The following is a 13,402-nucleotide window of genomic DNA, read 5'->3' as shown; positions in this document are numbered from 1 at the left end:
ATGCTTTTTAGCAGAGGAAATGCAGGTTATGAAAAAGGTGAATATTTTACCCATATGAATTTTCAAGCTGATTACCTTAAAACCGTATTTAATATTATGGGCCTTACCGATATTCAGGAGGTTGCGTTAAATGGCAGCGCCTTCGACAAAGAAATATATAAGCAGTCTACCAAAACGGTTTATAATAAAATAACAGAAATGGCTTCAAACAAAATCAATTGATTGCTTTGGCAAAATGGTTACAGGCAAGATAATAACCTTTATTCAAGTATAATCTGTGTGCCGTGTGCAGCGTGTACCCGCTATCAAGATGGATGCTTTTTATGCCCTTATTAGTAGCACGTTCTGTAACATAGTCTAACAATTTACCTGCGTAACCCTGATTTCTGCATTCAGGAAACGAGAACAAGTCATCTACGTAAATCATAGGTCCAGTACGAAGCAGATTTAAAAACCGATAGGTTATAAATGCACCTGCTCTTGTATTACTCGCGTTCGGTATAAATACCAATTCAAACTCGTTGCTATTAATTAATTCCAATACCAGGTCAACTGCCGTTTCCGGATTCAGGTTTGGTCGAAATTCCAGGATCGCTTCTTTACAAAATTCAACATCAGCTTTGGTGGTAGCTTTTTTACATTCCATAATTATTTCTAATTTTTATATTGTCGTTTAGTTATCGATACTTCTTTTGATATAGCTATCTATACTCCACGCGTGATGATCAAGACCTGAAAGAACTAATGCGGCTCCTGTAAAAACAAAAACGGGGTAACTGATCGGAGCGTTTATGCTCACAAATACTGCCATGCAAAGGCCGAAACAAAGGGTCAGGACAGCGGCACCCAATGCAACTGCTTTAACTCTGTAGCCCACGATGAGGAGTATTCCGAATACAATTTCCGCGATTGTAGCAACAATGCCCATTATATTGGCTATTGGCCTATTTATAAAAGGAACAAGCGTATGAGTATAGTCAACAAAATGCTTCCAGTCACCCCATGCCGTTCCGGAACCAGGTGGCCCCAATAAGCCGAACCTGTCCATTACAGCCATTAAAAAGCTAACCGCAATAGCTAATCGTAATAAAAGCTGACCTATTCTCGAAACATTCTTCATGATTTTTCGGGATTAAAATCAAAGGTAGTTCCCTCGCATTTTAGTTACGGGGACCAGTTGTTACATTTTAAAGGGGCCAGAGGAACTATAGAGTTGGTAATACTAATAAATGCCCCGCCGTCCCCAAGGTTGGTCGTCTTAGATCGATAGTACTCCAACCTTGTGTTTACTCGCAGTGTTACTTCCTTCTCCGGTTGCGGTAGTGTGCTATTTTTGTCCAAGTAGTAGCTATGCCCAAATTCTGTTTTTCAGGTTAAACTCATATCAATGATTTTCACCTCTTAATCCGATATGTCCGGCACAAGAATACTGTATTATGTGGCATTCCTGTTCCTGACGTTGCTTAACCAATCATGGGAAGACATTCTTGGACTTCTGCAGCCATTTCCAGATGCCCAATTTTTCTTTATATAAGTAATCAGGACCTTAATCGCAATTTGAAAATTATCGCAGGAATTTTAGGTCGTCCTCAGGACCTGGACACACGTAATGCGAGAAGATTTTTACAAAAGAATTCAATTTGAAAAATGTCGTTCCAATAGAAACTACAAATAAATTATTTGGGTATAGTAAGATTGGCACTACAAAAGAAGGTTATGCAGATGTTGACGAAAAAAAGATATTGAAGGACATGGTTGATGTAATAAAGTAATCGAAAAAAGGGTAATAGGGCATCTGTAAGCAAGTCATAAACAATAAAGGCTCTTAAAAATTAGTAAGAGCCTTTCGTTCCATTTGATGAACACCATAAAGAAACTAAATTTTAGTCATGGTAGTTGGCACGGTTCCATGCCGTTTACATCACTTCGCATTGTGTGGCTCGTAGGTAAACTTCTGACCGCCAACGGCAGCCTCTACCATAAGCCCTCCTTTCCCTTGCGTGAATATAAGGACCCCTTCTCTGTACTTAACATTGGCCGCTGCCCCTTCTTTGGCTGCTATTGCCGATGCCTGGCCAGAAAATTCCAATTTATTTTCTTTGAAGTGATCAAGCGCTGCCTTGTTTTCAAAAAATATCACTTCCCGGTAGGCCTGTCCGCCAAACTGGAAGCCGGCGGTAGCCTGTATCATCTTGGCCATGCCAGTGAGTTTTCCTTTTTCATAAACAACACCATTCCCTGCGGCCCCGCCAACGCCAACAGCCCCTTTTCCGACATTGGGGAAAATGGCATATCCGTAACTGTTTTCAAAAAGACTTTGCATCAACCGGTCCGTTTTAATAAATTCTTCACGGGCATTTTTGCTGTCCTGGATAATCTTGTCATCATGCTGACCTTTAACATACGCCGGCAGCAGCAACAGGCCGCCTGCAGCAGCGAGGAAGAGGTTCAAAAGATACTTTTTCATAACTGCATTTTTTGATTCCAGATTTAATACGACAACTAGCATGCCACCCGGCTTAACAGAGCAGAGTACGTGTTTTTTTCGCCTCCATTAACGGCGACCGTCGCAATCCATTAACTGTTCAACTTCTTTTGCTGGCATGTCTGTTGTGGCTTCTATAAAAAAGAGTTATGCCGGAAAACAAAACAATAAAGAAAGCACAGCGTGACAAGCGTGAAGGCAAATCACCGGGCACGCAGGCAGGCGAGTTCGTACATGAAGAGATAAAAAAAATACAGCACGGAAAGCATGGCGCAAGGTCCGCAAAGCAGGCCATCGCCATTGGTCTGTCAGAGGCGCGCAGGGCCGGGGTCGATCTTAAGCCGCCCGAAAAAGGAAAAACATCGGAGAAAACCCGCAAAAGCGCAGAGCAGGCTTATACCAAGGGACAAAGGCATGAACCTGTTTCCAAAACAAGATCGCAAGCAAGGCAACATGCATTAGAAAAAGAGCCGACTTCATCAGCTTCGCATACGGCGCTGTCAAGACAGGCACATGCGGCGGCGATGGAACGTACGGCTGCAGAGCGTTCCGCTTCTGCCCGTAAGGCTTCAAGGACCAAAGGTCCCGCCAAACGCTCCGCTGCGGCAAAAAAAGCAGCAAAAACACGGGCAAAGCATTACGCTTAATGATGATTTGCTGCAACAAATCCATTACACCATGAAACTTCCAGGCTGCCTGGAGGGCCCCGCCTATTATTCCTGCAAGTCAGTTCTCACATGTGTTTTTATTTCAGGAAAGAGGGTTCTCCTGAGGAGGTGAAAGAGGTATCGGCATTTCAAAAACGATAACGAGCTTTCCAATTTAACTTGTTGTTACTGCGCAAAGCGTAAATAAATTGTTATCATGTTGTGCTGTGAATTAACATACAGGTGAACTATCTGCTTATAGATAACTTTCACTGAAATTAACCAATTCTGCAACATAGTCTTGTTGAACATTATATGCAATATGGCAGGCGTAACCATCTAATATTTTGATGTTGCGGCAATACCAGGATCGACCATCTAAATTGATAGTATCATTTTCTTTTGTAACAAGCTCAGCGAGTGAATATGAGAGCCCCCTGCCATCAGCTTTCAAAACCGACTCCTTCCTGGTCCAGTGGTTATAAAATTGGGTACAGGGATGTATTTCATTCATTAGAGCCTCCCATTCGGCCGAAGAAAACTGGTCTTTAAAATTAGAAATGTCAAGATGTTTCTTTACCTCTATGTCTACTCCTATTCTACCGTAACATGTGGATGCACAGACAACTGCATTACCGGAATGTGATATATTAAAATCAAAATTTTCACATAAAAATGGCCTGTAATTATCGTCATATTTGAGATCTTCCAAAGTATATCTTAACCCGGCTTTATAAAGAGCGTTAAGGAGTAAGTAATTTCCCAGCAAACATGCATGCGCGTCCTCCCACCGTTTAAATCTGGTGATCTTTTCCTTGATTTTGAACGGCATTTTTTCCACCAGACCGCACAAATGGTTGTGACTAAACCGGTAGTCAAAAGTTGTATACAAAATCGAGATCATGAAGTGTGATTAAATTCTTTTAGAATACCCATTCTTTTTTTGAATTTCCTTCTTTTAGCACCTATTTTAAAATTGTATTCCTTTCGCAGAAGGCATATCATAAACAATTTCAGCGTAATAATAATTGCGCTGCGAAATTGGTAGAGGTGATAAGCAATTGATGACAAACGTTTGTCGCATCTCCGGATAAGGCATCCAAACATATCATAATGATAATATGTACAGATCATTTTATCCTGATCTCATACAAATATGGCCACATCTTGCCGGTAACAACAAACCGGTCCGTCTGCTCGTCGTATGCAATACCATTCATTTCCATCGATCCCGGATAGGCAATTTTTGCATCCTGCGCGAGTGGATCCAAATCTATTTCACCTATAACTTTACCGCTAGAACTATCAATTTTAATGACCTTATTAGTCAAAAAAACATTAGCATAAATTGCACCATGAGCCAGTTCAAGCTCATTAATATTTAGCACGGGGCCTTTTCCATCAGTAACATCAATTTGCCTGACTATCTCAAAAGTATTCGGATCTATGAACCATAACCTGCTGGAACCATCACTCATTATCAGATGAATTCCATCTGTTGTCAACCCCCACCCTTCTTTACCGGGAAGTTTAAATTCGGCCACTTTTTCCAGGGTACTAAAATCATATACAAAACCAATTTTCGAAGTATATGTTAACAGAAATACCTTGCCGTTCAGAACGACACTTCCTTCACCAAAATACTTTGTTTTATCCAATTCAATTATTTTGTTAAGCACGCCTTTTTTAAGATCAATGCTGCCGAAAACAGATCCGGTGTTAGAAAAATCTTCAGGAGACCCCGTACTTTCATAAATTTTATTATTGAAAAAAAATAATCCTTCAGTAAACGCTGTTGAATCATGCATATGTATATTAGTGAGGCTGTATGTCATTTGAGGCGTTGTCAAATTCTCTTTTTTCGAATAATTACTGCAACCACACAAAAGAAAAATTCCGAGGATTAAAAACAATTTATCTTTCATGACTAAGTTTTTTTTAAGGTGCGTATTTCTTCCCTGACCGGCAAAAATTTGTGATCAACTTTCGCACCCGAAACACTCACTAACCTGGCAATTACTCAACCGAACTTTGTTGTCTGTTTACAATATCCATGTCATATAAAAGTTCCTTCTCTCCAAATAATCTCTCCGCTAAAATCTTTTTTTCTGTACAGATTTTTATCAACTTGTCCGACTGTATGATGGGGTTAGATTCATCCGTATATTTTATGCTACTTATAAATTCTACCCATGGCTCCTGCCCCATCGCGTACACATAAACTTCTTTTGGATTAAAAATTTCTATCAGGGAAACAGCTTTTGCACAATCAGAACCGGCGAGCCGCCTGCTACCATCCATATCTCTTTGCAGTTTTTTTATGAACAATGGGCCATACAACCAACTTAAGGGCGCTCCGTCACATTCCATTCCAATAAACACGACATCAACATCCCCGATCTGATCGTGAACATGTTTATATAATGCTGGTTCAACGATCCGCGAATCGGCCATGTAAATCAATTTAAAATCGCCAATCTGTACGAGATAACATGATTTTGTCAGAATATTCAAATCGCTGTGTTCACCAGTAAATGGCAAACCTGTAATGGTTACGTCGCCAAATTGTATTTCTTCCATCTCATGTATCGATCTTACCTGGTGAAAACCAATATTGTTAAACATCAGTTTCAGATCGGGATCTTCCAGCTTTCCACTTGAGGTTGCGGGTACTATAATATTCTTTATTTTATGCCTGAGCGGCAACAAAGTCTCAAATAGTATATGGTCCTGGTGATTATGGGTTATTAAAACATAATCAATTATGTCAGGCAGGTCAGCGTCAGAAAAATGCTCAACGTCTGAAAAATATCCGTAGTAACTGATTAGCGGGTCGACCAGTACGGTTATATTCTTAGTTTCCGCTAGTATACAGGCATGCCCAAAATAGCGCATGCGTATTTTATTGCCTTTATACTTATCATATACCGGAGGTTTCTCTTCTGTGAAAAAAGTCTCAAATAAAGGTTCCTGCGACTGAGTTAGTCCAAGCAGTGATTTAATATATGGCAGGCTTTGCGGCGTTCTTTTCATTTTTGCCAGCTCATCAATACCGGCATGATCAAAACTTATATTAAGTGGAAGAACATTGCATTCATTTAGTCGCGGAGTGCTTAGGCAAAAGGGTCTGTGATCATTGTTTGTAAGCCATAAGGCTATGCTTTGTGAATTTTTGTTGTAGAATTCGCTTTTGTACAGCAACGATTCAAAAAATCTGAATCCCGGGTTGTTGTTGCGGTCATAATAAAGCTCTACATATCCCTTCAACAACGCCGGCACTTTTTCATAAAGTGCTTCCAAACCAAACCCCTTTGCTTCTGCCTGTATAAGATTTTCCAGTTCTTTAATTGCTTCATAAAAGGCAATGAGCTTCTGCTGTTTTTCCAACGTTTGGGCTTTTAGTTTTTTAACATCATCAACTCTTTCACCCTTCAAGTCCATAAAGGGGCCGCCACGCATTTTGGGAGTTCGTACGGCTTCGGCGTGAATGGCCGGAGCTAAAAGATATGAATCAATTATTGTAAGGTGCCGGGCTACAATATTCATCGCCGCAGTCGCGGGAGATATTAAGTGACTCCATGCATACCAATTGTCAACCAACGGTTCAAAAACAACGTTTGGCTTTAAATACATCATTTTATCGCTCATGATAAATGCTTGCGTTGTTAACAAATAGTTTTCTGCTAATCAGAACAATTATCTCAGCAACATGATCAAAGATAAAAAAATGGCCACCAGGCATTGTCCTGAAGTCAACTGTATGCCTGGTTTCCAATTGCCATAGGCGAATGTCCTCTTTCGTAATATCGTCTTCCATTCCTGTGATTACAGTTATGGGAACATCCAATGGTTCATGCTGCATATTCACATAACATTCGCACGCTTTAAAATCAGCCCTTAAAATAGGCTCGAAATAAGTCAGGGCAGAAGCATCCTCCAAAACCTGAGAAGACAGTCTGCCAATATTTTTTATCGCTTGTACAAATTCGTTCTGAGGAAGATCATACCGGATTTTTTCTTGTCTGCTTGCAGCCGATGGTCCGCATGTACCCGTTATGAATAAATGCAATGGCCTGCGATGTCCATGCCGAATCAACTTATGCGTTAATAAAAAACCTGTCAGGCCGCCCATGCTATGACCATAAATGGCATAATCGGTATCAAGGTGTGCAACAACCTGGTTGTACAGGTCATCTACCAGCATATTTATTTCAGATAGCAGCGGCTCGTTGATTCTCGCTGCCCTCCCCGGATGTTCCAATGGAATTATGCGTAAGAAGGGAGGTGCACTCTTTTGAAATTCACGGTAGGAATATTTATTTGCTCCCGCATAAGGTAGAAAAAAAATATTTAAGGAATTATTCATCGAATGCTTTGTTTAATAAATAGTAGTCATACTAATACGAAGGATATTTTTAAAATAATACTCACATATTTTTTCTAGCATCTTCTAATACATCATTGAGCCGTTCAGCAAGCTCTTCAACACCTGAGCCTCTTATAATGTCCATATGATTTCCACTTATCGTGATGACGGGTGCTTCGTTGAAATAACCTGACCAACCCATTTGCGGTGCATCGGAAAATAAAGGACTCACAATGCTCGATTTAATCAATACAACTTTACCCGGGTAAAACTTATATTGATCATTTTCCGCTTTTTTTTGTTTGAACAAAACAGAACGAATTGCTGTCAATCCTTTGTAAAATTCTTTCGGGAAGAATTTAATTTTTTCGGAAATAGATTTACCGGACAGTGTTTTATTATAGGATTTCAACTTTTCATAAATATACGCGGTCGAATATTTGTTTCGCATGGCGTTGGGGCCGTATGACTCAAATAATACAATTAACCCCACATTGTCACCTCGTTCCAAAAGCTGGTGCGCCATTTCAAATAACACGTTTACATGTCCACAAAATGCACCCATAAAATATGGTCCGGATTGCTGGACATCTTTCATCTCATCAATAAACTGTTTGGCAATGTCTTTTGTTGAAATATTTTTTTCATACAAATCAGTAGGTTCAAAACTATAGAACGGCTGATCCGCTCCTAAGTGACATGAGAGCTGGCGATAAAGCAAAAAACCCGGAATAGCAAAAAAAGGCGGATTGTTCCCATTTTTTTGAATCGGGACAATCGCTTTTTCCCGGTCGACAGATTTTAAGGTGTGTTCTTCAATGAACTTTGACAGTCCCCTGATTGTCTGAAATACAAAAATATCTTTAGGGGCTACATTGAAGTCCATTTGTCTCATTTCATTTACCAGCGTTATTGTCTCTAAAGAATCCCCTCCCAGTTCAAAAAAATTATCGTCTATTCCAATATTTTCAATATGAAAGAGCCTTTTCCAAACATCGACCAATTTTTCTTCAACTTCAGTTTTTGCAGGACTATATTTAGCTGGCAAGAGCCCCGCATCAGTATCCGGCAAGGCGTTCCTGTCTATTTTGCCATTCTTTGTAAGGGGCAATTGTTTTTGCTTAACCCAAATAAGTGGAACCATATACTCCGGTAACCGGCTTCTTAAATATAAGAGCAAAGCTTCCTCATTAAACGCTTCTCCGGGCACCACGTACCCGACAAGTCGCTTATCTCCCTTTGTCCCCTCTTTCGATACAACAACTACCTGGTTCACGAGCTTACTCTCATTTACGACATACTCAATTTCTGCTGGTTCTATCCGATAGCCCCTGACCTTTACCTGTTCATCGGTTCTACCCATAAATTCCACATTCCCATCAGGTAACCACCTTCCAATATCCCCTGTACGATATAGTTTTCCTTCCCCGAAAGGATTTACAATGAACTTTTCATTTGTCGCTTCAGGCATATTTAAATACCCTCTGGCCAGACCGCATCCGGCCACGTATATTTCACCGGGAATCAATACGCCACACAGGCTTTGGTAAGAATTTAATATGTAGACTTTTCGATTACTAACCGGCCGGCCGATCGGAATAGTTCCGTTTGCCGGAATCTCCTGAATGTGATAAGTCAAAGAAAAAGTTGTGTTTTCTGTAGGTCCATATCCGTTGATGATTTTTACTGAAGGATGGTGTCCGATAAATTTTTCAATGTGTTGTTTGGATAATTGTTCGCCGCCCACCAATATTGTTTGAATGCCATCAAAAAGATCTGTGTCATGTTGAACAAGTCTATTGAACAAGCCTGCTGTAAACCACATAATATTTACCTGTCTTGTTTTTATTTCCTTTTTCAAAAATTCAGAATCAAGCAGGTTATGTTCGCTACACATCACCAGCATTCCTCCATTAAGAAGCATTCCCCAATATTCAAAAGTTGCAGCATCAAATGACGGTGAGGCTGTAGAAAGTAGCACATCTTTGCCTGAAAAACTGACATAGTCAATACCTTTTACCAAACTAATAACTGATCTGTGTTCAATCATAACACCCTTGGGATGTCCGGTTGTTCCTGATGTATAAATAACGTATGCTAAACTGCCTGATTGAATATTTGTTTGAGGATTGGTTACCGGATACTGGCCTGTTATACCATTTGCATCATCAGCTTCAATAAAGTCAAGGCCGTCAAAACCACTCAGTTTTATATGAGTATCGCGGCTGACTATAACGATTGATGCTGATGTATCATTAAGCATATGCCTGATCCATTCTTTGGGATAGCCGGGATCAATGGGTACATAAGCTGCTCCGGCTTTTAAAATTGCCAGGATACCAATGATCAGCTCTATCGATCTATCCATGCAAACCGGAATTAACGTTTCTGCAATCACACCTTTATCAAGTAAATAATGAGCTAGCTGATTGGATCGTTCATTGAGTTGCCGGTAGGTAAGCTGCTTATCTCCATAGCTAATGGCAATGTCTTCAGGTGATTGAACTACCTGTTCCTGAAAATAGTCAACAATGCTTTTATCATATGAGTGGCCCGTATAAGTATTATTAAAATCCATCAGCAATTGATGCTTTTCCTCATCACTATGCATCGGCAACTCAGTAATCATCCGGTGGGGATCCTTCACTATCGCCCTAAGTAACTGTTCATAATGCATAACCATCCATTTGATTGTTTGCTCTTCATAGATCGCGGCATAATAATCCACTGATCCCAATATCCGATCTGATGTATCTGTTAAACCAAGCGTAATATCAAACTGCGCTGTGGTATTTTCGTGGTTATCCATCATCAATTCAATATCCCCTAATTGCAGGTGCGGTACCGCGGTGGTGTTCTGCAAAACAAGCAACACCTGAACGAGCGGATTCCGGCCTGGATCTCTGTCTTTAACTACAGCTTCTACTACTTTTTCAAAAGGAATATCCTGATGTTCGTAGCCATCAAGTGTGGTTTGTTTTACCTGTTGTAATAATTCAGTAAAGCTCATATCTCCCCGCACCTCACTTCTCAATGGCAATGTGTTGACAAAAAAGCCGACGAGGTTCTCAAGTTCAGGTTGCGTTCTGCTTGCGATAACGGTGCCTACACATATATCTTCCTGGCCAGTGTAACGGTACAACAGCACTTTGAACGCAGCCAGTAAGGTCATTAATAAAGTAACACCCTGATTGAGACAAAAATCCTTCAGCTGCCTGCTGAATGACTGATCCCATTTAAAATAAATTGATTTGCCTTTTGCTGTATATATGGGTGGCCGGGGATGATCGGCTGGCAGTTCCAACGATGAAACACCTTCAAGTTTCGCTTTCCAATATTCCAGCTGCTCATCCAGCACTTTTCCTTCCAGGTATCGGTGCTGCCATAAAGCATAGTCGGCATATTGAAAAGGAAGCGACGGAAGCCGCGGCTGCCGCTGTTGCAAATAAGCGTTATAGATTTCCGCTAAATCTTTAAACAGCACTGATAAGGACCATCCGTCTGAAGCAATATGATGCATTACCACCACCAGTATGTATTCATCAGGCTCATTTAAAACAACCAGCTGCGCTCTTAACAGGCAATCCCTTGCCAGCTCAAAGGGACTGGATATTAATTTAGCAATGTATTGTTGCAGACGCTCTGCATCCTCTTTTAATAAAGCATCATCAACAACCTGCAATTTCCATTCAAGCATATCGCGAATCTCCAGCCAGGCCTCTCCCGTGTCTTCCTTAATAACAGTTCTGAATACTTCATGCCGGTTGATCAGTTGCTGTAACGCAATTTCCAACACTTTTATATTTAAATCGCCCTTAAGCCGCAATACCACAGGTATATGATATTGATGACTCCCCTGAAGCTTATCAATAATCCATAAACGTTTCTGATTGAATGATAGTGGTATGTGATCAGGTCTTGGAAATAAGTTTATGCATGGCAGGATGATGGCCTTACATTTTGATTGCAAGCACAGGGCCAGTTCCTTTAGCTGCGGGTTGGCAAACAGGTCCTTGAGCAAAACACGTACCTGAAGTTTTTTTTGCAGGATCGAAACTAAACGCATCGCGAGTAATGAGTGGCCTCCCAGCTCAAAAAAATTATCATTGTTCCCTACTTTGTCAACATGCAATACTTCCCGCCATATATTCGCCAGCGTTCTTTCCATATCTGTAAGGGGCAGCTGATGGGAGTCATTACCACTTACTGTATTAATACTCAATTCACGTAAAGCACTCCTGTCAATTTTACCATTTCTGTTGATTGGAAATTGTTCCAACTCTACCCAAAAAGATGGGAACATATATCGAGGCAGTCGCTGTTCTAAATATGAATTCAGACCGTCTTTACAAAATGATTCAGACGGTACAATATAACTGACCAGTTGGTTGTTGTTATCATTGTCTTTTTTTACAACTACTACGCATTGCTTAACAAAACCGCTTTGTTGCACTGCATGCTCTATCTCTCCTAATTCAATACGGTAACCCCTTATTTTTACCTGGTCATCACCCCTGCCTATAAACGCTATTTTTCCATCGGGAAGCCATCTTCCTAAATCTCCGGTCTTATACATGCGGGCACCAACTTGCTTACTAAATACATCAGGTGTAAATCGTTCTGCCGTCAACTCAATGTTATTTAAATAACCGCGTGCAACCTGTGGTCCTCCGATGTATATTTCGCCCACAACTCCTACGGGTACGGGTCTTTGATCATTATTTAATATATAAATTTTACTGTTGTCTACCGGTCTACCCAAACATAAAGGTTGATCATTACTTAAGTAATCTCTTGTAATATATACTGTGGTTTCAGTTGGTCCGTATAAATTCCTGATCTCTGCATTTACTGTTCGCAAGCGTTGTTGCAACCGGAAAGCCACAGGCTCTCCTGCCATATTGAGCATACTGATATTCTTTAAATCTGACGTACTTTCTAATAGCCCATTGATGACAGAGGGCACTGTGTTGATAAAAACGGATCTGTCGCCCGGCAGATATGCAGGTACCTGTAATCCGCTTTCTAATATCCTGAGCGGTTTACCAATGCTTAGCGGATAAAAAAATTCAAAGACAGACAGATCAAAGCAGATGGAAGTAACAGCATAGAGTATATTAAAATTGTCTGAAGAAAATTCCCTGCGGCACCAATGGATAAATGCACAAAGTGCTCCATGTTCGATCATCACGCCTTTAGGTTTTCCGGTTGAACCGGAAGTGTACATCACGTAGGCAAGATTACTTGCGGTAAGATCTGTTATTGGATCTTGCAACGGATATTGACTGATCAATGACCATTCCCGATCTATTGCTATGGTATCAACAGTGGTTGCAGATTGCAGCTTTTCCCGGCATTCTTCATTGCAGACAATTATTTCGGCAGCAGTATCCTGCAACATATACTTGATCCTCTCCTGCGGATATTCCGGATCAATGGGCACATAGGCTCCTCCGGCTTTTAATATGCCCAGTATGCCTGTGATCATTGCTAAACCACGCTCTATACAAACCGGCACCAGTGTCTCTTCTTTTACACCCCTGCTTCTCAGGTACCATGCTAACTGATTGGAGCGTTCATTGAGCTGCTGGTATGTTAATGCTTTTTCTTCATATACTAGCGCTATATTACCCGGTGTCTTTTCTACCTGCGCTTCAAACAGATCAATGATCGTTTTGTCTTCCGGATATGCTACATCCGTATTGTTGAACGCATACAGCAACTGGTGTTTCTCTGATGGACTTAACAAGTCAAGATCACTTAATTTATCTGCCTCCTTCCCTGCTATCTGTAATAACACCTGCCGAAAATGAGCTGAGATCCGTTTGGCATATTCCGGGTCTAACAAAGTGGCATTATAGCAAAAGCGGATGTGGATCCGGCCCGTGCTGCCGATGACAATCG

The 13,402-nt window shown here is 40.8% G+C and carries 10 protein-coding genes; 2 read left to right on the top strand and 8 right to left on the bottom strand.

Annotation, left to right across the window (positions count from 1 at the left end; genetic code table 11):
* Positions 1-222, top strand: coding sequence for a hypothetical protein (locus tag QTN47_RS10675; protein ID WP_369329355.1), 222 nt, complete (start codon positions 1-3; stop codon positions 220-222).
* On the opposite strand, the gene QTN47_RS10670 is transcribed toward QTN47_RS10675, so the two are convergent.
* From QTN47_RS10670 to QTN47_RS10660, 3 genes are all read right to left on the bottom strand, one after another.
* Entirely contained in the window at positions 215-646 is a 432-nt protein-coding gene (locus tag QTN47_RS10670) for a GNAT family N-acetyltransferase (RefSeq protein WP_369329354.1), read from the bottom strand. The genes QTN47_RS10675 and QTN47_RS10670 overlap by 8 nt on opposite strands.
* A gap of 27 nt (positions 647-673) precedes the next feature.
* Positions 674-1,120, bottom strand: coding sequence for a DoxX family protein (locus QTN47_RS10665; RefSeq protein WP_369329353.1), 447 nt, complete (start codon positions 1,118-1,120; stop codon positions 674-676).
* An 801-nt stretch (positions 1,121-1,921) separates the two neighbouring features.
* Positions 1,922-2,467 (bottom strand): YSC84-related protein, encoded by a 546-nt coding sequence (locus tag QTN47_RS10660; protein WP_369329352.1) that lies wholly within the window; start codon positions 2,465-2,467, stop codon positions 1,922-1,924.
* Positions 2,468-2,634: 167 nt separating this feature from the next.
* Here QTN47_RS10660 and QTN47_RS10655 point away from each other — a divergent pair, with 167 nt between their 5' ends.
* Positions 2,635-3,132, top strand: a complete 498-nt coding sequence (locus QTN47_RS10655; RefSeq protein WP_369329351.1) for a DUF6496 domain-containing protein — start codon at positions 2,635-2,637, stop codon at positions 3,130-3,132.
* A gap of 256 nt (positions 3,133-3,388) precedes the next feature.
* On the opposite strand, the gene QTN47_RS10650 is transcribed toward QTN47_RS10655, so the two are convergent.
* The 5 genes from QTN47_RS10650 to QTN47_RS10630 form a co-directional block, all read right to left on the bottom strand.
* On the bottom strand, positions 3,389-4,036 hold the full coding sequence (locus QTN47_RS10650) for a 4'-phosphopantetheinyl transferase family protein (protein ID WP_369329350.1): 648 nt from the start codon (positions 4,034-4,036) through the stop codon (positions 3,389-3,391).
* Between the two features lie 226 nt (positions 4,037-4,262).
* On the bottom strand, positions 4,263-5,057 hold the full coding sequence (locus QTN47_RS10645; RefSeq protein ID WP_369329349.1) for a glutaminyl-peptide cyclotransferase: 795 nt from the start codon (positions 5,055-5,057) through the stop codon (positions 4,263-4,265).
* A 91-nt stretch (positions 5,058-5,148) separates the two neighbouring features.
* Complete coding sequence (locus QTN47_RS10640) at positions 5,149-6,780, bottom strand: MBL fold metallo-hydrolase (protein WP_369329348.1); 1,632 nt, start codon at positions 6,778-6,780, stop codon at positions 5,149-5,151.
* Positions 6,770-7,498, bottom strand: a complete 729-nt coding sequence (locus tag QTN47_RS10635) for a thioesterase II family protein (protein WP_369329347.1) — start codon at positions 7,496-7,498, stop codon at positions 6,770-6,772. Before QTN47_RS10635 ends, QTN47_RS10640 begins: the two co-directional genes overlap by 11 nt.
* A gap of 61 nt (positions 7,499-7,559) precedes the next feature.
* Positions 7,560-13,346, bottom strand: a complete 5,787-nt coding sequence (locus tag QTN47_RS10630; protein ID WP_369329346.1) for a non-ribosomal peptide synthetase — start codon at positions 13,344-13,346, stop codon at positions 7,560-7,562.
* Between the last annotated feature and the right edge of the window lie 56 nt (positions 13,347-13,402).

This window comes from Danxiaibacter flavus (assembly GCF_041060425.1).
GTDB classification, from domain to species: Bacteria; Bacteroidota; Bacteroidia; order Chitinophagales; family Chitinophagaceae; genus Danxiaibacter; species Danxiaibacter flavus.
The sequence above is the reverse complement of the archived record's forward strand: the minus strand, read 5'-3'. Positions and strand labels throughout refer to the sequence as shown.